The sequence below is a fragment of the Oleidesulfovibrio alaskensis DSM 16109 genome (genome assembly GCF_000482745.1).
GTDB lineage: Bacteria > Desulfobacterota > Desulfovibrionia > Desulfovibrionales > Desulfovibrionaceae > Oleidesulfovibrio > Oleidesulfovibrio alaskensis.
On the sequence record NZ_KI519496.1, the window covers coordinates 14374 to 35890 of the forward strand.

The 21517-nt window shown below is 59.6% G+C and carries 17 protein-coding genes and 1 tRNA gene; 10 read left to right on the forward strand and 8 right to left on the reverse strand.

Annotated elements, in window-relative coordinates:
* Positions 1 to 2: 2 nt before the first annotated feature.
* From H586_RS0116670 to H586_RS19675, 4 genes are all read left to right on the forward strand, one after another.
* Complete coding sequence (locus tag H586_RS0116670; protein ID WP_011369271.1) at positions 3 to 1442, forward strand: sensor histidine kinase; 1440 nt, start codon at positions 3 to 5, stop codon at positions 1440 to 1442.
* 12 nt (positions 1443 to 1454) lie between these two features.
* Complete coding sequence (locus tag H586_RS0116675; RefSeq protein ID WP_011369272.1) at positions 1455 to 2834, forward strand: sigma-54-dependent transcriptional regulator; 1380 nt, start codon at positions 1455 to 1457, stop codon at positions 2832 to 2834.
* Positions 2835 to 3044: 210 nt separating this feature from the next.
* A complete protein-coding gene (locus tag H586_RS0116680; protein ID WP_027182586.1) occupies positions 3045 to 4220 on the forward strand; it encodes a GAK system CofD-like protein in 1176 nt (391 codons plus the stop codon).
* Between the two features lie 22 nt (positions 4221 to 4242).
* Positions 4243 to 4587, forward strand: coding sequence for an amphi-Trp domain-containing protein (locus H586_RS19675; protein WP_034619663.1), 345 nt, complete (start codon positions 4243 to 4245; stop codon positions 4585 to 4587).
* A gap of 74 nt (positions 4588 to 4661) precedes the next feature.
* Here H586_RS19675 and H586_RS0116690 read toward each other — a convergent pair whose 3' ends face one another.
* The gene (locus tag H586_RS0116690) at positions 4662 to 5468 is read right to left on the reverse strand and encodes a type 2 periplasmic-binding domain-containing protein (RefSeq protein WP_051364084.1); all 807 of its coding nucleotides are present in this window, start codon (positions 5466 to 5468) and stop codon (positions 4662 to 4664) included.
* Between the two features lie 173 nt (positions 5469 to 5641).
* Between H586_RS0116690 and H586_RS0116695 the strand changes: the two genes are divergently transcribed.
* Both H586_RS0116695 and H586_RS0116700 read left to right on the forward strand, forming a co-directional pair.
* Positions 5642 to 8602, forward strand: coding sequence for a DEAD/DEAH box helicase (locus H586_RS0116695; RefSeq protein WP_027182588.1), 2961 nt, complete (start codon positions 5642 to 5644; stop codon positions 8600 to 8602).
* A gap of 177 nt (positions 8603 to 8779) precedes the next feature.
* Complete coding sequence (locus H586_RS0116700; protein ID WP_027182589.1) at positions 8780 to 11611, forward strand: FAD-binding and (Fe-S)-binding domain-containing protein; 2832 nt, start codon at positions 8780 to 8782, stop codon at positions 11609 to 11611.
* A 144-nt stretch (positions 11612 to 11755) separates the two neighbouring features.
* On the opposite strand, the gene rfaE2 is transcribed toward H586_RS0116700, so the two are convergent.
* From rfaE2 to H586_RS0116725, 5 genes are all read right to left on the reverse strand, one after another.
* A complete protein-coding gene (rfaE2, locus tag H586_RS0116705) occupies positions 11756 to 12262 on the reverse strand; it encodes a D-glycero-beta-D-manno-heptose 1-phosphate adenylyltransferase (protein ID WP_011369278.1) in 507 nt (168 codons plus the stop codon).
* Entirely contained in the window at positions 12262 to 13047 is a 786-nt protein-coding gene (locus H586_RS0116710; protein WP_027182590.1) for a YkgJ family cysteine cluster protein, read from the reverse strand. Before H586_RS0116710 ends, rfaE2 begins: the two co-directional genes overlap by 1 nt.
* Before the next feature lie 59 nt (positions 13048 to 13106).
* Positions 13107 to 14096, reverse strand: coding sequence for a tryptophan--tRNA ligase (gene trpS / locus H586_RS0116715; protein ID WP_011369280.1), 990 nt, complete (start codon positions 14094 to 14096; stop codon positions 13107 to 13109).
* Positions 14097 to 14121: 25 nt separating this feature from the next.
* Positions 14122 to 14796: a site-2 protease family protein gene (locus H586_RS0116720; protein WP_011369281.1), complete on the reverse strand. Its 675-nt coding sequence runs from the start codon at positions 14794 to 14796 to the stop codon at positions 14122 to 14124.
* 146 nt (positions 14797 to 14942) lie between these two features.
* Positions 14943 to 15311 (reverse strand): response regulator, encoded by a 369-nt coding sequence (locus H586_RS0116725; RefSeq protein WP_011369282.1) that lies wholly within the window; start codon positions 15309 to 15311, stop codon positions 14943 to 14945.
* 578 nt (positions 15312 to 15889) lie between these two features.
* Between H586_RS0116725 and H586_RS0116735 the strand changes: the two genes are divergently transcribed.
* From H586_RS0116735 to H586_RS0116755, 4 genes are all read left to right on the forward strand, one after another.
* Positions 15890 to 16111, forward strand: a complete 222-nt coding sequence (locus H586_RS0116735) for a ubiquitin family protein (protein ID WP_011369283.1) — start codon at positions 15890 to 15892, stop codon at positions 16109 to 16111.
* Between the two features lie 78 nt (positions 16112 to 16189).
* Positions 16190 to 17098: a TIGR00269 family protein gene (locus H586_RS0116740; protein ID WP_011369284.1), complete on the forward strand. Its 909-nt coding sequence runs from the start codon at positions 16190 to 16192 to the stop codon at positions 17096 to 17098.
* Between the two features lie 160 nt (positions 17099 to 17258).
* On the forward strand, positions 17259 to 18308 hold the full coding sequence (locus H586_RS0116750) for a glycosyltransferase (protein WP_027182592.1): 1050 nt from the start codon (positions 17259 to 17261) through the stop codon (positions 18306 to 18308).
* Positions 18309 to 18535: 227 nt separating this feature from the next.
* Entirely contained in the window at positions 18536 to 20986 is a 2451-nt protein-coding gene (locus H586_RS0116755; protein ID WP_027182593.1) for a glycosyltransferase, read from the forward strand.
* Between the two features lie 124 nt (positions 20987 to 21110).
* Here H586_RS0116755 and infA read toward each other — a convergent pair whose 3' ends face one another.
* Positions 21111 to 21329, reverse strand: a complete 219-nt coding sequence (infA, locus tag H586_RS0116760) for a translation initiation factor IF-1 (protein WP_011369287.1) — start codon at positions 21327 to 21329, stop codon at positions 21111 to 21113.
* Between the two features lie 80 nt (positions 21330 to 21409).
* Positions 21410 to 21486, reverse strand: a tRNA-Met gene (locus H586_RS0116765).
* Between the last annotated feature and the right edge of the window lie 31 nt (positions 21487 to 21517).

Below are 21517 nucleotides of genomic sequence, written 5' to 3' on the forward strand. Positions count from 1 at the left end.
CATTGCCAGCATTATACAGCACGGGTGAGCGCCCGCTCCGGTTCGCCCGCTTTCTTTCGTGGGTCTCACTCGTGCTCATTCTGGTCACCAGCACGGCGTTTTCTTTTGTGGTTGCCAACAACGCCCGCAAAACACTGCTGATGAAGCAGAAAGAATACGCCATGCTGCTGGGTGAAAACCTTAACAGCCACATATACAAACGCTTTGTGAAGCCCACGCGCCTTGCCTTCGGCAGGGTCGAGCTTATCAAGCCATTCCAGTACCGCGGCCTTGATCAGGTCATACAGACAACCATCCACGGACTGCAGGTGGATTATCTGCGCATCTTCGACCACTCGGGCACGGTTTCGTACTCTTCGCGGCTGGAAGAAGTGGGCATGAAAGATCTGGCCGACAGAACCGTGACCAGAGCTTTTGAAAAAGGCGAACACAGTTTTTCCATTCTCTCGCGCATGTCGCTGCTGCGGGCCATGTTCAGCTTTGACATGGAGCCGGAAACATTCATCCTGCGCACCACCTTTGTGCTCAAAACCATGGAAGACCGCCTGGACGAAGACGAGCAGGAAATCATAGGCGTTATGGAGTTCGCGCAGGACATCACCAATGACTACAAGGCCGCCGTCAATTTTCTATGGCTTGTGGTGGGTGCCTCGCTGGCTTCGTCGCTGACACTTTTTGTACTGCTGGTGACCATTATCCGCAGGGCGGAACGCGCCCTTAACGAGCGGCTGCTTGAAAAGGAACGGCTGGAGCGCGACCTGCATCAGAGTGAAAAACTGGCCAGTATGGGCCGCATGGTTGCCAGCATTGCCCATGAAATACGCAACCCGCTGGGCATCATCAGCTCCAGCGCCGAACTGCTGCTGCGCCGCACCGGCGATGCCGACCCGCTGACCGGCAGGATACTGCAGGCCATCTTTGACGAAGCAAAGCGTCTGGGGCAGACTGTAAACGACTTTCTGGATTACGCGCGCCCGAGACGCCCCGGCCGCGACCCCGTGGACATTGCAGCCGTACTGCGTCAGGCCACGGGCTTCATGGAAGGGGAATTCGCCCGCTCGCAGGTGGCTTTGCATGCCGACCTGCAGGAAGGCCTGCTGGTGGCGGGCGACAAAGACCTGCTGTACCGCGCTTTTTACAACCTGATGGCCAACAGTCTGCAGGCCATGCAGGGCGGTACGGTGCAGGATGCCACCCTGACCCTGTGCACCCGCATGACGCGGGACGGGCAGGTGGAAGTGCGCATAGCCGACAACGGTCCCGGTTTTCCCCGTCAGGGACGGGAAAAGCTGCTCGACCCCTTTTACACCACGCGCGATGAAGGCACCGGACTGGGGCTTGCCATCGTCAACAACATAATCACAAGCCATGAAGGCTCCATGGAACTGACCGATGCCCCGGAAGGCGGCGCCGAAGTGCGCGTTACCCTGCCCGCGGCATAAGCGACGGATGCTATGACCAACGACACGCATATTCTGCTTCTTGACGACGAAAAAAACTATCTTCTGGTGCTGGAAGCGCTGCTGACCGACGCCGGATACAAGGTCACAGCCATCAACGACCCTGAAACCGGTCTGGCGTTTCTGGATGAATCGGATGTCGATGTCATCGTCACCGACATGAAAATGCCCAAAATCACCGGCCAGAACGTACTTGACCATGTAAAAAAACGGTTTGCGCACATTCCGGTGCTCATCATGACTGCCTTCGGCTCCATAGAGGGCGCGGTGGAAGTGATGAAAACAGGGGCCTTCGACTACATTACCAAACCCTTTTCCAACGATGAACTGCTGCTTTCTGTGCAGAACGCAGCAGAACTCGCCCTGGCGCACCGCCGCTACCGCCTGCTGGCCGAAGCCATGGAGCAACGCTTTGGCCCGCGCCAGATAGTGGGCAACAGCCGCGCCATACGCGACGTGCTGACCATGGTGGAAAGAGCCGCGCCCAGCAAGTCAACGGTGCTCATCACCGGAGAATCCGGCACCGGCAAAGAGCTGGTGGCCCGTGCCATACATTATTCATCACCGCGCAAGGACGGCCCCTTCATCAGCGTCAACTGCATGGCGCTGAACGCCGGCGTGCTGGAAAGCGAACTGTTCGGCCACGAAAAAGGCTCGTTCACCGGCGCCACGGCCATGAAACGCGGCCGCTTTGAAATGGCGCACGGAGGAACGCTTTTTCTGGATGAAATAGGCGAGCTTTCGCATGACATGCAGGTAAAGCTGCTGCGCGTGCTGCAGGAGCGCACATTTGAGCGGGTGGGCGGCAGCGCCCCCATAGAAGTGGACATACGCGTGGTGGCCGCCACCAACAAAAACCTGCTTGAAGAGGTGGGCAAAGGCAGCTTCCGCGAAGACCTGTACTACAGGCTCAACGTGGTGCAGGTGGAACTGCCGCCGCTGCGCGAACGCCGCGAAGACATTCCGCTGCTGGCCGCGCATTTCGTGCACAAATATGCCGAGGACAACGAACTGCCGCAGAAGAACTTTTCTCCTGAAGCGCTGGACTACCTGACCGGCTATGAATGGCCCGGCAACATCAGGCAGCTGGAAAACATCGTGGAACGCTGCATGGTGCTTACGCCTTCGGCCACCATCGGCGTGGAAGACCTGCCCCATGAAATACGCGACGAGGAAACCCAGCTGAAAAGCGCCGTGGACCTGCTTCCCGTCAAGCTGGATCTTGCCGACACACTGGACAAGCTGGAAGCGGCACTCATCCGCCGCGCGCTGGTGCGGTCCGAATTCGTGCAGGTCAAGGCTGCGGAACTGCTGGGCATTTCTAAAAGTCTGCTGCAATACAAACTGAAAAAATACGGCATCACAGGCCATTGATCTGTCATATTCCGTCATATCAGGGCCGGAACTCCGCACGGAGTTCCGGCCCTGACTGTTATGGCGGTCGTCACTGCCGGTGCCGTCATGCCGCGGCAGTGCTACTTTTTGAAAACATATGGATAAAGCCGGCACTTCATGGGATAGATAGCATGCACGCCGTGCCTGCCCGCGCCACAGCGCACGGAACCACCATCACCCGGAGACAATATGCGCATCACCATAACCAGAGACATCACCCTGCCGGACGCCGTCAAGCTGGAACGGTTCCGCCACAGCCCCCATCTGGGGCCGCGCATTCTTTTTTTCAGCGGCGGCACGGCGCTGCGCGCGCTGTCGGCGGACATAACCCGTTACACGCACAACTCCATACATCTCATCACGCCCTTTGATTCGGGAGGCAGTTCGGCAACCCTGCGCAAAACATTCAACATTCCCGCCGTGGGCGATATCCGCAACCGGCTCATGGCGCTGGCCGACCAGACCATTCAGGGCAATCCGGAAATGTTCGAACTGTTCTCGTACCGGCTGCCCCGCAATGCCGTTCAGGACAGCCTGCTGGACGAACTGGCAACCATTGCCTACGGCGAGCATCCGCTGGTGGTCCATGTGCCGGACCCCCTGCGGGCCATCGTACGCAACCACCTGCACCTGTTCATAAAAATGATGCCCGACGACTTTGACCTGCGCGGCGCCAGCATAGGCAATCTGGTTCTTGCCGCGGGCTACCTTGCCAACAGGCGCCATCTTGATCCGGTCATCTACATTTTTTCCAAAATGGTGCAGGTGCTCGGCACCGTAAGGCCCATCGTCAACAGTAATGCCCATCTGTGCGTCCGGCTGCAGGACGGCCGCATCATATGCGGGCAGCACCGGTTCACAGGCAAAAGCGAAGCTCCTGTCACTGCCCCCATCAGCGATATCTGGCTGGCCGCAAACGAACATGACCCCTCACCCGTATCAGTTTCCATCCGCGAAAAAACCCGCGATCTGATCTGTTCCGCAGAGCTTGTCTGCTACCCCATGGGCAGCTTTTTTTCCAGCGTCATGGCCAACCTGCTGCCCCGCGGTGTGGGCAGGGCCGTGGCCGCCAACCACTGCCCCAAAGTCTTTGTACCCAACACCGGCCACGATCCGGAGCTGACAGGGCACGACACGGGTTCGCAGGTACGCATGCTGCTTGACCAGCTGAAGCGTGACGACAGCGCCATAACGGACACAGATGTGCTGAATTTCATACTGCTTGATACCGCATGCCCCCGCTTTTCCGGAGAAACAGCTCTGGAAGCACGGGGCATCCGGATTCTCCGTGTGCCGCTGACAGCCGCCGCGGACGGCCCCATAGACCCAGAACGTCTTAACCCCATACTGCTTTCATTATGCTGAAAGCATCACCGGGAGGTACGGCATGAAAAAGACAGACAAAGACCACGCACAGCCGCAGAAGGAAAAAGTCTCCGTGGAAGGAGCTATGACCCGCCGGCAGGTTATCGGCTATCTGGAATGCATGCTGGCCGGGCTGCGTGACGGCACCGTGCGTCTGGAACATCAGGACCGCACCATCGCACTGACGGTGCCGGACCGGCTGGAACTGGAGATAACGGCCAAACGCAAGGGGCAGCACAGCAAACTGGAAATGGAGATTTCGTGGCAGAGCCCCTGCTCAGACGATGCCCCCTGCGGACAGCCTGCCCGCACGGAGGAAAACGGGACGGCAGGATACGACGAAGAACCCGCGGACGACGGGGCATAATCCGCAACCGGCACATGTATGCAAAGGTGTTCCGCACCATGGTGCGGAACACCGTATACAATACCCGATACTCTTCACGGCACTGCCGGTCTCATGCCGCAACGGTCCAGATACAGCCTGTGCAGCTCCTTCCAGCGCGGATTCCGCGGCAAGCCGGCTATGAACTGCTCGATAAATTCTTCCAGTCCGGCTTCAGGTGCGGCAAGCATAATGTGACGGGTGTACGCGGCATGGGGACGGGGCGAAAAGTACACTCTGTCCGACAGGCCGAGTTCGCGCACCAGACACCGCAGCACCGATTCCGGTGCGATGATGAAATCAACCCGCCCGCCGGCCAGTTTCTGCACATTCTGATACACGCTCGGCGCATCTTCACGCCGCAGCACCCCGCGTTCCACGGCCTCGTCAAGCTGCTGATACCGGCGCCCGTAAACTCCGCCCAGTATCAGCCCCCGTACAGATTCCACACCGCTGTAGTCCAGACGCAAAGCCGCACCGGAAAGCACGCCGTTGCGGTCATGCATCAGCGGCGACGACCAGCGGTACCGCTCCGGCCGGTTCATCCACGCCGGATTCACAAACAGCACCAGCCCGCTTCCGCCCTGCTCCAGCGCGCAGTCCACACGCTTGCGGGGCACGACCTTGAGCGTAAAGACATATCTGCCCCCCCCCGCGGCATTGAGCATCTCCACAAAGTCATATGCCAGCCCCGTGCTTTCTCCTGTCACAAACGGGGGAGAATCGTAATATGACCACACCACCACAGGCCCGGCGGCAGCGCGCACTGACAGTCCGAGACACAGCGCCAGCACAACGGCTGCCGCCAGTCCCGCATAAATCCGGCTGCGCTGTCCGGCGTCATGACCTGCGGCTGCATACATGGATACAGCATACCCCGCGCCCGTCTCAATGCAACAGCAAATACCGCACCGCCTGTATAACAGGCATGATTATCCGCATGCGGATATCCGGCTGTGCCGCCCGGCGGCATTCATTGACAAGCAGGCACCCCCGTCATACTCATCAGGCTGGCCCCTGATGCGGCTCCAACCACATGACACAGCACCTCACCACAGATACCGTGGCGGAATACATAGCCGCCCTCAAGGCTTCGGACAGGCCGGGCAGTTTTGTGACATGCCACCGGATTCTGCCGGAGATTCCCGCGCGCACGGCGCCCGCGACGCGCCCGTGGCCCCGCGCGGTGCAGGAGGTGATGCTCCATGCAGGTGTCGGCAGCCTGTACACCCATCAGGCCCTTGCCACCGACCATATCCGCGCTGGCCGGCATGTGGTGGTGGCCACCCCCACGGCCAGCGGCAAGACACTTATCTATAACCTGCCGGTCATAGAACAGTTTCTGCACAACCCGGAAACAAGGGCGCTCTATCTTTTTCCGCTCAAGGCGCTGGCGCAGGACCAGCTGGCAGCCCTGAACGCCCTGACGGCACACTGGGCGGCTGATGCCCGCCCTGCGGCAGCCATCTACGACGGCGACACCACGGCATGGTTCCGCAAAAAAATCCGCCGCCAGCCGCCCAACGTCCTGCTGACAAACCCCGAAATGCTGCACCTGTCCATCCTGCCGCACCACGAACAATGGACACGTTTTCTGGCCGGACTTTCGTTTGTGGTGGTGGATGAAGCCCACACCTACAGGGGAGTGCTCGGTTCGCATATGGCGCAGCTGTTCCGCAGGCTGGAACGCATCTGCACCCGTTACGGCGCTGCTCCTTCGTTTGTGTTTTCTTCCGCCACGGTGGGCAATCCGGCAGAACTGGCCGCAAATCTTACCGGCATACGCCCTGTGCCCGTGCTGGAAAGCGGAGCACCGCAGGGGCGGCGTCACGTTGTCTTCATCGACCCGCCCGAAAGCCCGGCATCTACTGCCATCCTGTTGCTGAAGGCAGCTCTGGCGCGCGGTCTGCGCACCATTGTGTACTGCCAGTCGCGCCGCATGACAGAACTAATCAGCCTGTGGGCGGGCAGCAAAGCGGGAGGGTACGCCGACAGAATAAGCGCCTACCGTGCCGGATTTCTGCCCGAAGAGCGCCGCGACATAGAAGCCCGCATGCACAGCGGGCAGTTGCTGGCCGTCATAACCACCAGCGCGCTGGAGCTGGGCATAGACATCGGTTCGCTGGACCTGTGCATTCTGGTAGGCTATCCGGGAACTGTAATGTCCACACTGCAACGCGGCGGCAGAGTGGGACGGGCACAGCAGGAGTCCGCCGTGGTGCTGGTGGCCGGTGAAGATGCGCTGGATCAGTACTTCATGCGGCACCCCGACGATTTTTTTGAACGCCCGCCGGAAAATGCAGTGCTCAACCCGCACAATCCGGTCATTCTGGAACGGCATCTGGAATGTGCGGCGGCTGAATTTCCGCTGGATGTACATGAACCGTGGCTGACCGACACCGCTGTGCGGCAGGCGGCGGCAGAGCTGGAAAATACCGGCCTGCTGCTGCGCAATGAAGACGGCACCCGCCTGCTGGCGGCACGCAAGCGCCCCCAGCGCCATGTGGAACTGCGCGGTGCAGGCCCCTCGTTTCATATTCAGGACATGGAAACAGGAGCGGTCATCGGCAGTGTGGACGGACACAGAGCCTTCCGCGAAACCCACCCCGGGGCGGTATACCTGCACCGCGGGCGGTCTTTTGTCATAACCGGTCTGGACACCGCGGCACGCACCATCACCGCCGTAGCCGCCAATGTGGAATACTACACGCGGGTACGCGGTAACAAATCCACTGAAATTCTGCAGGTGCTGGACACAAAAACAGCATGGAACACCCGGGTGTGCCTTGCCCGCCTGCGCGTGACAGACCAGATAACCGGTTACGAAAAAAGACACGCGCGCAGCGGTCAGATGCTGGGCATAACCCCGCTGGATCTGCCGCCCAACATTTTCGAGACGGAAGGCCTGTGGTTTGAGGTGCAGGATGCTGCACGCCGCGAGGTGGAAGACGCTTTCATGCATTTCATGGGGTCCATCCACGCACTGGAACATGCCGCCATCGGCATTCTGCCCTTGCTGGTCATGACAGACAGAAACGATCTGGGCGGCATATCAACACCCATGCATCCGCAGGTGGGCAGGCCGTGCGTATTCATATACGACGGTATGCCCGGCGGTGCGGGGCTGAGCCGTTCGGCGTATGAAAAAGCCGGAGAACTTTTTGCCAGCACGCGTGAGGTCATAGCCGGATGCCCCTGCGAAACCGGATGTCCTTCGTGCGTGCAGTCGCCCAAGTGCGGTTCCGGCAACCGCCCCATAGACAAAGACGGGGCGCTTTTTCTGCTGGACGCCATGCGCCGCTGCGCACCGCCCCCGCATGAAGCAACCGGCATCGTGCCCGTGCAGCCGCACAGCCGGCACGCCGAAACACAGCAACAGGCCACGGCCGCCAAGGCACAGCCCGTACCGGAGCCCCGTATGAACAACCGCTTTTCCATCCTCACCCCGCAATCCTACGCCGTGCTCGACGTGGAAACCCGCCGTTCGGCGCAGGAAGCCGGAGGCTGGCACAAAGCCCACGCCATGGGCGTAAGCGTTGCAGTGCTGTACGATTCGCGTACCGACGCCTTCACCGCCTACACGCAGGACAACGTGCCGGAGATGCTCCTGCGCCTTGCGGAGTTCGACCTTGTCATCGGCTTCAACATCATCAGATTTGATTACAAGGTGCTGGCCCCGCTGTTGCCGCCGGACACCCCGTGGCGACTAGACGCACTGCCGACGCTGGACATGCTGGATGAAGTAAAAAAACGCCTCAGTTACCGGATATCGCTCGACAATCTGGCCAGTGCCACACTGGATGCGCCCAAATCTGCCGACGGGCTGCAGGCGCTGGCATGGTGGAAACAGGGCCGCATTGATGAAATAGCTGCCTATTGTGAACAGGATGTACGCATCACGCGTGACCTGTATCTCTTCGGCCGCCGGAACGGATATCTGCTGTTTACCAACAAGGCAGGACAGAAAGTGCGCGTTCCGGCCAGCTGGCAGGCCTGAACACGCCCCGCCACATACCGTTTCAAAGCTTTTTCCCCTTTTCCAAATCATTCCGGTTGTGGTATGGTGTCCATTCCCCCGCCCGTCTGCACCGCGGGCGGAGATTTCTGTTTTTTCCGGCATATACCAGCTGTGCGGCAAGCCCGCACGGTGACACACCCATAGCGAGGAGGAGCCATGCTTCCCGAACGGTACAGGCAATTTCACAAGGAACTGCTGGAATTCATTCCCGCAGACAATATCTACACCGACCCCCTGCGCACTCTTGCCTACGGCACGGATGCCAGCTTTTACCGTCTCATCCCCAAAATCGTCGTGGACACCAATGTGGAAGACGAGGTGGTGGGCATACTCAAGCTGGCAAGCAGCCACAAACTGCCGGTCACATTCCGCGCCGCAGGCACCAGCCTGTCCGGACAGGCGGTTTCCGATTCCGTGCTCATCCGGCTGGGTGACGGCTGGCGCAAATTCAAAATTTTTGATGAAGCTTCCAAGGTGCAGCTGCAACCGGGCATCATAGGCAGCCATGCCAACCGCCTGCTGGCGGAGTTCGGTAAAAAAATCGGCCCCGACCCCGCATCCATCGACAGCGCCAAAATAGGCGGCATTGTGGCTAACAACGCTTCCGGCATGTGCTGCGGTGTGGCGGAAAACAGCTATAAAACCCTGCACAGCATGCGGGTTGTCATGTACGACGGCACCACGCTGGACACATCGGACGACAAAAGCCGGGCCGAATTTGCCCGCAGGCACCCTAATGTGCTGGAAAGACTGCGTCTGCTGCGTCAGAAGGTCATGGCAGACAACAGCCTGGCCGAACTTATCACCAGAAAATTCAAGATAAAAAACACCACAGGATACAGCCTGAACGCGCTGGTGGACTTTGAAGACCCCTTTGACATTCTGCAGCACCTGATGATCGGCTCGGAAGGTACGCTGGGCTTCATATCCGAAGTGACCTACCGCACGGTGATAGAACACAGGCACAAGGCTTCGGCGCTGATGCTCTTCCCCGACATCAAGTCCGCGTGCGAAGCAACCATTGTGCTCAAACAGCAGCCCGTGGCCGCAGTGGAGCTTATAGACCGCGCCGGTCTGCGCAGCGTGCAGGACAAACCGGGCATGCCCGGCGGCCTGACCGATCTGGGTGAAGAAGCCGCAGCGCTGCTGGTGGAAACCCGCTCAAACGAAAAAGACACACTGAACAGGCAGATAGCTGAAATTCTTGCCTCCATCGAGCATATTCCCTGCGTGCACCCCCATGTATTCACCGATGTGCCCGAAGAATTCGGCAAGCTGTGGGCGGTGCGCAAAGGTCTGTTCCCTGCAGTGGGAGCCGTCCGGCGCATCGGCACCACCGTCATCATCGAAGACGTGGCCTTTCCCATCGAATCACTGGCACAGGCAACACTGGAACTGCAGGGTCTGTTCAAAAAACACGGCTACGACGAAGCCATCATTTTCGGCCATGCGCTGGAAGGCAACCTGCATTTCGTGTTCACTCAGGACTTCGGCGACCGTGCCGAAGTAAGCCGGTATCAGGCGTTCATGGACGACGTGTGTGCCATGGTGGCCGGAGCCTATAAGGGTTCGCTGAAGGCGGAACACGGCACAGGCCGCAACATGGCGCCTTTTGTGGAAATGGAATGGGGCCGCGACGCCTACATGCTGATGAAGGAAATCAAGAACATCTTCGACCCGCACGGGCTGCTCAATCCCGGCGTCATCATCAACGAGGATGCCGAAGCCCACATCAAAAACCTGAAGCCCCTGCCCGCCGCCCACTCCATTGTGGACAAATGCATCGAATGCGGCTTCTGCGAACCCATCTGCCCTTCGCGCGATGTGACATTCACCCCCCGCCAGCGCATTGTAAGCTGGCGCGAAGTTTGCCGCATGGAAAACGAAGAAGAGAAGAACAAGCTGCTTAAAACCCTGCTGAAGGGATACAATTATCTGGGCGAAGACACCTGTGCGGCGGACGGGCTGTGCGCCACCCGCTGTCCCGTGGGAATCAACACAGGCTCGTTCATCAAGCATCTGCGTTCCACCAAAGTGGGACCGCGGGCGCACAAGGCCGCCACATGGGTGGGCGACCATTTCGGCACCGTGGCAAAAACAGTGGCCACCGGACTCAAAGGGGTAAGTCTGGCACACCGGCTTTTCGGCACCACATTCATGGACGGGGCTTCCAGAACGCTGCGCGTGGTTTCGCTGAAAAAAATTCCCATGTGGAACAAAGAGATGCCCGGCGGGCTTTCCCCCGTCAAACCGGTGCCGGTTAATCAGGCAAACCCCCTTAAGGCTGTGTACTTTCCCAGCTGCGTCAGCCGCACCATGGGACCGGCAAAAAATGACCGCGACCGCGACCCGCTGCCGGCAAAAACCGTATCGCTGCTGGCAAAAGCCGGTTACGAAGTCATCTTCCCCGAAGGCATGGAAAACCTGTGCTGCGGGCAGGCGTTTGAATCCAAAGGCTATATGGCGCAGGCCGATGCAAAATCCAAGGAACTGGGCGACGCACTGCTGAAAGCTTCCGGCAACGGAGAGCTGCCGGTACTGTGCGACACCAGCCCCTGCCTGTACCGCATGAAAGAAACCCTCGATAAGCGCCTCACCCTGTGGGAACCCATCGACTTTGTGCTGGAACACCTTACCGACAAGCTGGAGTTCACCCGACTGCCGCGCAGGGTGGCCATCCATTCCACCTGCACCGCACGCAAAATGGGTCTGGATGCCAAGTTTAAAAAACTGGCGGAACTGTGCGCCGAAGAAGTGGTGGTACCCGAAGACGTGTTCTGCTGCGGGTTCGCCGGAGACCGGGGATTCAGCTTTCCCGAGCTGAATGCTTCGGCACTGAAGGAACTGCGCCCGCAGGTGGAACGCTGCGACGACGGCTATTCCACATCACGCACATGTGAAATAGGCCTGTCCCTGCATGGCGGGCTTTCATACCGTTCCATCCTGTATCTGGTGGATGAAGCCACAAAGCCGCTGCCGCGCGGCTAGCCGGTATCACAAACAAAGCGGGTGCTACGGCACCCGCTTTATCATGTAAGCATTACTGCGCTTTTTTTCCGGCTGCCACGGCAATGCCGTAAAAAAGGCGGCGCCTTGCCGACGCCGCCGCAAAAAAATCAAGACAGCAGACCGTTACCGCAAAGCAGTACGTATCCTGCTGATAAGCGCCGTTGTGGAATATCCCTCCAGCAGCGGCAACGAAAGCACCCTGCCGCCGTCAGCCTCCACTATATCACGCCCCACTATTCTGTCCGGCGTCCAGTCACCGCCTTTCACCAGCACCTGCGGCCGCACGGCACTGATAAGGTTATAGGGGGTGTCCTCCTCGAACATGACGACGTAATCCACACTTTCCAGATGGGCCAGCACAAAAGCGCGCACGGCAAACGTGTTTACCGGCCTGTCCGCGCCCTTGCCCTGACGGCGCACGGAAGCGTCACTGTTCAGTCCCAGCACCAGCAGGTCACCCTGTGCACGGGCGCGCGCCAGCAGGTCCACATGGCCGGGGTGCAGGATGTCGTAACAGCCGTTGGTAAAGACCACCTTTTCACCGCGGCGCCCGGCAAGCCGCCGCTGCAGTTCTTCGGAGGTGACCACTTTGGGATGCGCCAGACAAGACGCCGCCTGCTCTGCATTCATTACGGGTTAACCACCTGAAGACGTTCATTGTCGCCGAAAAGCACCAGCTCGGTCCAGTCAAAGCCGAATTCCAGCCGGGCTTCCTCATCCTCAAGGATGCGGGCCTGCTCCTGCGCGGAAACGTTAAGCCGGGCAAACAGGTTCACACCGCTGATAAAGGCGCCGAAACGGTCTGCCTCGTACAATGCCAGCAGGCACAGGGTAAGCTGCTTCTGCGTAAGCACAAGGCCCGTTTCCATGGCGCGGCCCATAAGACGGGTGTATCTGTCGCCGAAATAATTATACCGCGCCAGCCCCTGATCCTGAAGCCATTCTTCACTGGTCCAGACAGGTTCTTCGGCAAATCCGTGACAGTGCTGTTCGGCAATGATGAAATACTGTTCCACCAGCCGGCTCTGAGCATCCACACGGGTGCCGCGGCCCAGCGGGTAGGTGCGGCACGCGGCCGGACGGTTGGGATATACCTGACAGCCGGCCTGTGAAACAAAAGGACAGGGCCGCACGGGGCCATCCGTCATCTTCATGTACAGAATGGGAAAATTGGTGTCCGGATATGTTTCCACACGGGCAAAAGTGGAAATGAAGCCTTCGCTGTCCTGACCTGTTTCCTGCCGCAGGCGCAGCACGTCATACGGTGACAGCGGCATGGTGAGATCGGAACAGCAGGCGTTGAAACAGGCCACGCCGGGATGGCAGGCAAACTGGAATTTTTCGCCCGGCTTCAGCTCGGGCATGCTGTCCAGAAACTGCTGAGTGCTGTCTGTTTCCGTATGCGGTGCGGTCATGGCGTCTCCTGAAAAACGACGGGCGCACATGGTGCGCCCGCGGTCATTATGGTTGGTTGTTAAAAATCAAAGCTTAGACGCTGACGCACGCCTTCCATGGTGCGCTCGGCCTCTTCACGGGCGCGGGCGTTGCCGTCGCGCAGAATGTCCCACACCGTGTCGGGACGGCTTTCCAGCTCTCTGCGGCGCTCGTGGATGGGCGTCAGAAAACGCTCAAGGCTTTCAAGAAGAATTTTTTTACAGTCCACACAGCCCAGCCCGGCAGAAGTGCAGCCCTGACGTATTTCGGCCTGCCTGTCTTCCGCGGTCATCAGCACGTGGTAGGGGAACAGGTTGCACACCTCAGGATTGCCCGGATCATTGCGCCGCAGACGGTTTTCATCCGTCTTCATGCCGCGCACCTTGGGTATGATGTCTTCCATGGGCTCACCCAGATGAATGGCGTTGCCGTAGCTTTTGGACATCTTGCGCCCGTCAAGGCCGGGACATTTGGCGGCGGGGGTCAGGCGGGCCTGAGGTTCCACAAGATATTCACCGTAGAAATGGTTGAAGCGGCGGCAGATTTCACGGGTCATTTCAAGGTGCGGCAGCTGGTCCTGTCCCACCGGAACCCACTGAGGCCGGTAGATGAGAATGTCGGAAGCCATCAGCACGGGGTACCCCAGAAAACCGTAGTTACCCAGATCTTTGTTGGTTATCTGCTGCTGCTGTTCCTTGTACGTGGGACAGCGTTCCAGCCAGCCCAGCGGAGTTATCATGGAAAGCAGCAGGTGCAGCTCGGCGTGCTGTTTGACCTGCGACTGCTGAAAAATGGTACACTTCTGAGGATCAAGACCGGAGGCTACCCAGTCCATCACCAGTTCGGGCACAAAGCCCTTGATGCGGGTAGGATCGGCGAAGTCGCTTGTCAGGGCGTGCCAGTCGGCCACAAAGAAAAATGCTTCCATTTCGTGCTGCATTTCCACCCAGTTTTTCAGCACGCCGAAGTAGTGGCCAAGGTGCAGTGCGCCGGTGGGACGCATGCCCGAAACAGTGCGATTATTGCTCATTTCAATGTTCCTCCGGATAAGATGATCAGATGGCAAGCCCGAGCATGGAAGTGACCACACGGGCGGAACCATCCACAAGCGGCCACAGCACGCGGCCCAGTATGCCGCTTGCAAGCAGAATCAAAACCACGATGATGCCGTAACGGCCTATCTGATGGTACTGCCGGGCCAGCGCGGGCGGCAGCAGTCCCGCAAGGATATGACTTCCGTCCAGCGGCGGTACGGGAATCAGGTTAAACCATCCAAGCGTGAAATTTATCCATATGCCTATGGCCGACATGTTCAGAAAAAACTCAAAGAAAATTCCCTGCTGCATCTGGTGGGGCAGTACATGCACCAGCACCTTGAGCAGCACGGCAAACATGACCGCCAGTATGAAATTGGTACACGGCCCCGCAAAGGAGACCAGCATCATATCTCTGGAAGGCTTGCGGAACCAGCGTGCATCGACGGGCACCGGACGTGCCCAGCCCAGCACAAATGGGCTGGTGAGCGCCGTGATCACAAACATGAGCGAACCCATGGGATCAAGGTGCACCAGCGGATTGAGGGTAAGCCGCCCCTGCGCTCTGGCCGTGGGGTCACCCATGCGCCACGCTGCCCATCCGTGGGCCACCTCATGGCAGACCATGCCGAGCATCATGGGCACGAAGGCCACGGCGATGCGCTGAACGCTCTGTGCGAAATCAATGTCAAACATATGCGTCTTGCGGCTATCACGAAGCGACAGGGAGAGCAAGAAAAAGGCCGCGCATACGGCGGCCTGCGGCGGCACCACGCCACAAAAACAGGCGCCCCGCGGCGCAGACTGCGGGACGCCCGGTGCACGGCAGGCGGAAAAAGGTGCTACCCGCGGTCGGCAAGAGCCTGAGCCACCTTGCTCTTCAGTTCCGTCAGGTCCACGGATTTCACCACATAGTAGTCCGCGGCAATGGATTTGAGATCGTGCTGAAAACTGTCATACGCGGTACTCAGAATAACGGGCAGCTGCTGGTCCTGACTGCGTATCTGCTGCAGCAGGTCAAGACCCGAAACATCCGGCGCAAGCTTGATGTCCAGAATGACAAGGTGCGGTTTTTCACGGGCCACCACCTGCAGAATGGGTTCCTGTCCGTCCGAGGTGGCAATGGTGTAGCCTTCGGCCTCCAGTTCTTCCTTGTACAGCATCCTTATGTGTTTTTCATCGTCCACCACAAGGATTGTCTTTGCTGGCATGATGTGCCTCCTTATCCGCGCCCGTCCGCAACATGTCATAACAGGCAGAAGGCGACGGGGCTGACACGGTTTGCTGCGGCGCACTCCGGCCCGCCGCATGCGGTTTCGGATACAAAATTACACCACTATCCACCTAACAGGCAACGTTCTTCGGCACAAAGTATAAAAAAACGGCGGCCCGCAAAAAAAATGTACACCGGACAAAGACATGCCGCTGCCGCAGAAGAGAATACTGCATACCATCCGGCGCGCTGCCTGCGCCACGCGGCATGTATCCTGCCGCTGCCGCACACACCGGAAAAGCGGCCCGGCCTGTTTTTTGGCAGAGCAGTACACAGCCGTATCCGGATCCGGCAAAACTCTGCCGGTAAGCGCTTGCACCGCCGCGCCTTGCCAACCACGCCCGATGGAGGCACATTGCCTGTGCCGCACGCCGGACAAAAATCTGCCGCGGGCGGCATCTGCCGGACAGCCCGTCAAAAGGCCGTAAGGCAGCGGCAGGCACGGACATGGCCGCACCGGATACGCGGGTACGTCCGTTTTCATATACAACCTTTTACTTTACGGACCGGCCAGTCATGACCGAACAACGTTCACGATACGGTACCACTGTCGAGCTGCAGCCTTCGGGCAAACGGCTTGAACTGCCCTATGTGAAAAGCGTGCTGCAACTGCTCAACAAGGTGGGCGCCCGCAGGGGCACCGTGCTTGTCATCCGCGACGGCAAGCTGCTCACCCCCGACCGCAAGCTTTTTCCCGGCGACGAAATCATCGTCCGCACAGTGGTTTCCGCAGGCTGATACGGCACCGCGCACGCGCTGCCACGGCATCCCTTCACATCGGGGGCCGCTCCAACTCCAACAACAGGAACAACATCCATGAAATGCAAACGCTGCAAAGCCACGGCAGCTGTGGCTTTGCCCAGCCACCATGCCGGCTTCTGCGAAGAATGCTACGATCTTTTCTTTACGCGGCAGGTGGAAAAAGGCATCCGCAGGCAAAAGCTGCTCACTTTTGAAGACCGCGTTCTCGTGGCGCTTTCCGGCGGTAAAGATTCTCTGGCGCTCATGCTTGTGCTCAGCAAGCTGGGCTACAATGTGACAGGTCTGCATATCGACCTTGCCATTCCCGGTTCGTCACCGGTGGCGCGCGGTGTGGTGGAACGGTTCTGCCACAAGCACGGCTTCAAGCTGATAGTCAAGGAAATGGCCGAAGAAGGTCTGGCCATACCGCTGGTCAAGGCACGCCTCAACCGGCCGGTATGTTCCGCCTGCGGCAAGATAAAACGGTATTTTTTCAACAAGACCGCGCTGGACGAAGGGTACACGGTTCTGGCCACCGGCCATAATCTGGATGACGAAATCGCCCGGCTGTTTTCCAACACGCTGCGCTGGGATATTGCCTACCTGAGCGATCAGGGCCCCGCCCTGCCCGCCGAAGGCGGTTTCGCACGCAAAATAAAGCCCCTGTACCGCCTTTCGGAATTTGAAACCGCAAACTACAGCTTTCTGCAGGGCATCGAATACCACTATGCGCCCTGCCCTTATTCGCAGGGGGCCAGCTTTACCCAGTACAAAAAACTGTGGGCCGATCTGGAAGACCAGATGCCCGGCCGCAAGCTGGATTTTTATCTGGGCTTTCTTGAGCGCGGCAAAGAAATCTTTGCCCGTCATGAGCAGACCCACGGCGACCAGCTGCAACCCTGCGAGCGCTGCGGCTACCCGACCTCGGCAGAGGTCTGCGGCGTATGCCGCATCAGAGAGGCTGTCAGCCGCGACGACGGCTGATATTCCGGCCTGAACGCAGCAGACCGGTTACACCGACGCGCAGAAAAACACCCCTGCCGCGGGCCGCATCCGGCGGTCCGCGGCATATATATGCGGCAACCGGCAGACACCCCGGACAACACAGCCGGCCACGCAATCCGGCAGAAAAAGAGCACACACCATGTTTTCAGACCCCCCGCCGGCGGTCACCGTTCTCATGCCCGTATACAATGCGGCGGGCCTGCTGCGTCAGGGCGCCAGCGCTCTGGAAGCAGCGGTGCACAGCGTGCTGTGCCAGCAGTTTCACAGCTTTGAGCTGCTGGCCGTGGATGACGGTTCCACAGACGGCACGGCCGGGGTTCTGCACCGTCTGGCCGCGCAGGATCAGCGCATGCGGGTACTGCATGTGAGCCATGGCGGCATTGTGTCCGCCCTCAACGCCGGACTTGCCGCAGCGCGCGGCAGGTACATCGCCCGCATGGACGCGGACGACATCTGCCACCCCCACAGGCTGGCACTGCAGGCGGCGCATCTGGACAGGCATCCGGAAACAGGCCTTGTGGCCTGCCGCGTCCGCTTTGCGGGCGACCGTGCAGCCTGCGGCGGGTATGCCCGCTATGTAGACTGGACAAATACCCTGCTCTCGCCGCAGGACATCGCGCTGGGGCGCTTCCGCGAGTCGCCCTTCGCCCATCCTTCCGTCATGTTCCGCGCGTCAACGGTGCATGCCCACGGCGCCTATGCGGACGGCCCTTTTCCAGAAGACTACGAGCTATGGCTGCGCTGGCTTGAATGCGGCGTACGCATGGCCAAACTGCCCCAGACCCTGCTGGACTGGTACGACCCGCCCACCCGGCTTTCGCGCACCCACGGCAACTACGGCACCGACAACTTCTACCGGTTGAAAACACGGTATCTCGCCCGCTGGCTGGCGGCCCGCAATCCGCACCACCCGCATGTGACCGTCATCGGCGCCGGCAGGACAAGCCGTCGCAGGGCAGCCCTGCTGCGCGAACACGGCATTGTCATCGACCGCTGGATTGATGTGGACCCGCGCAAAATCGGCAATGTGGTGGACGGTGCCCGCGTGCACGGCAGAGACGCCCTGCCGGAAGCCGGCAGAGGGTTCAGCCTTGCCTATCTCGCCGGACACGGCGCCGCGGAAGAGCTGGTGCCCTTTCTGGAAAGCACGGGCCGCCGCAACGGCACAGACTTCCTGCTGGCATCCTGAACCCCGCCATACCCGCCGGTCAGCCGCACCCTGCCTCAGCCCCTTCATCAGGCTCGGGCACCGCCGCGGAATCCGGCAAAGCCATACCCGCCGCCGCGGTCATACTTCCGCCATCAAACAGACAACCAAAGTCCACGCCTCCGCCACGCGCATGCAACGTACGACGTGCAGCATCTGCCGAAAACAAAATGCCGCCACGGCATGGGGCACCGCCCCGGGAGGCACCCATGGACACCAATGTCCTGAAGGCCGATCTGCATGTCCACTCTCGCCATTCCACCCGGCCGTCACAATGGATTCTGCAGAAACTCGGCTGCGCCGAAAGCTATACCGACCCGCAGGCTCTCTACCGCACGGCTCTGAAACGGGGCATGGATCTTGTCACCATAACCGATCACAACACCATCGCCGGAAGCCTTGAAATAGCTCACCTGCCCCACACCTTTGTCAGTGAAGAAATAACGGCCTATTTTCCCGAAGACCGCTGCAAGCTGCATGTGCTTGCATGGAACATCACCGAAGCCCACCACGATGACATCACCAGACTGCGCGAAAATGTCTACGACCTTGTGGACTATCTGATACAGCAGGATATCGCCCATGCCATTGCCCATCCCATGTATTCACTTAACGACAAGCTTACGGTGGATCATATGGAACGCATGGTGCTGCTGTTCAGGGCCTTCGAGCTGAACGGTTCGCGCGATGCCTACCAGAATGCCCTGCTGCGCCAGATGCTGCAAAGTCTGGACGAAGCCGCGGTAACCCGTCTGGCGGACAAACACGGTATGACCCCGCGCATGGACAGACCCTGGGAAAAAACGCTCACCGCGGGTTCGGACGACCACTCGTCCTTGAACATTGCCCGCAGCCATACCGTGGTGGGGCCTGTAACAGGCAGCGGTTCCGGCAGGGTGCAGGACTTTCTGCGCGGCATCATGGACGGCCGGTCACACCCGGCAGGGCGCGACGCCACCCCCGAAACCATGGCGCACAATCTGTACTCCATCGCCTACCAGTTTTATAAACAGAAGTTCGGTCTGGGCGCCCACGTGCACCGCGACCTGCTGCTGCGTTTTGTCGACCGGTCGCTGTGCTCTTCGCCCGAGCCGGAAAGCGGCTTTATGGCAAAACTGCACGGGCTCATAGGCTACCGCCGGCCCGCGCATTTTTTTTCCGGCCCGCCGCGTTCCGTGCAGGGACTGCTGCAGAAGGAAGCCGAAGACATTATCTGGAACGATACGGAACTGCGTGAAATAGCCGCCGCCCAGACAAAAAACGACCCCGCCGGCGAGGATACATGGTTCCGCTTTGTCAACCGCGCCACGGAAAAGGTCATGACCCAGTTCGGCACAAGCCTGCTGGACAACGTCAAGGGCGCCGACCTGTTCAGCGTGTTCAACGCCATGGGTTCGGCAGGCTCGCTGTACGCCATGCTGGCCCCCTATTTCGTGGCATACACCCTGTTCACCAGAGACAGGGAATTCTGCCGCACCTGCCGCGACGCCTTTACCGGACAGACGGACCATGCCGCACGGCTGCATGTGGGGCATTTCACCGATACATTCTATGATGTGAACGGCGTGGCGCTGACTCTGCAGATGCAGCTGGACATGGCCTTTAAAAACAACAAGCAGCTCAAGGTCATCACCTGCGGTCCCAGTGAAGGCGAGGCGGCCCGCCGTCCCGGCGTGGTGAACTTCACCCCCGTCGGTTCATGCACCATGCCGGAATATCCCGAGCTGACCCTTTTTTACCCGCCGGTACTGCGCATGATACACCACTGCTACACGCAGAACTTCACACACATCCACTCGGCCACCCCCGGCCCCATCGGGCTTGTGGCGCTGGCCGTGGCACGCATACTCAAACTGCCCGTGCACGCCACCTACCACACGGCGTTTCCCCAATATGTCAGCATGCTCACGGAAGATGCAGGGCTTGAGGATGCCATGTGGCGGTATATGGTATGGTATTACAATCAGATGGACCGTGTTTACGTGCCGTCGCACGCCACGGGTGAAGAACTGGTGGCACGCGGCATACACCCCTCGCGGGTGGTCTTTTATCCACGCGGCATCGATACGGAAAAATTCAGCCCGGCCCACCGCAACGGCTTTTACGGCCGGTACGGCGCCCATGCCGGAAAAACCCGCCTGCTGTATGTGGGGCGCATATCGCGTGAAAAGAACATGCATGTGCTTGCAAACGCATTTACGCAGCTGCTGCGCAGGCGCTCCGACGTTGAGCTGGCAGTGGTGGGCGACGGCCCGTGGACAGATGCCATGAAAGCACAGTTGTCAGGGCTGCCGGTACTCTTCACCGGCTACCTGACAGACGGCGACCTGAGCGCGGCCTACGCCTCGGCCGATGTGTTTGTCTTTCCTTCGGGCACCGACACCTTCGGCAATGTGGTGCTGGAAGCACAGGCTTCGGCCCTGCCCGTCATCGTCACGGACAAGGGCGGTCCCGCGGAAAACATGCTGCCCGACGAAACAGGACTCATGGTGCCCGAAGGAGATGCACAGGCTCTGGCCGCAGCCATGCACGCCCTGTGCGCCGACAGCGCCATGCGGACACGCATGAGCCGCGAAGCGCGGGCCTATGCCCAGAGCAGATCATTTGAGGCGGCCTTTCTGAAGCAATGGAACATGTACAGGCTGCAGAACGTCGCCTGACACCCCGCCGCTGCATATATCACAACGCATCCGCTCCCCGTACGACGCAGCAAGGCCCGTTCTGCCATGGCAGAACGGGCCTTGCCGATGCACCGGAACCATCCGGCACTGCGCCGCGCCGGCGCTACCGGGGACGGAAGGTGATGCGCCCGCGGGTCAGGTCGTAAGGAGACAATTCAACGCTCACCTTGTCTCCGGGAAGAACACGGATATGGAATTTGCGCATCTTGCCGGAAATATGCGCAAGAACTTCGTGCCCGTTTTCCAGTTCCACACGGAACATGGCGTTGGGCAGCGCTTCCTGCACGACACCGGTAACTGTAATGGCTTCTTCTTTGGCCATAGATCCTCCAGAATCACTTGCGGCAGTGACAGACTGCCATAAAAAAACGCGGCCCCCTGCTTATGCAGGGGGCCGGAATTTGGTAGCGGGGGCAGGATTTGAACCTACGACCTTCGGGTTATGAGCCCGACGAGCTACCGAGCTGCTCCACCCCGCGTCACTCTCAGGTATTGACCTTTTCCGAAGCG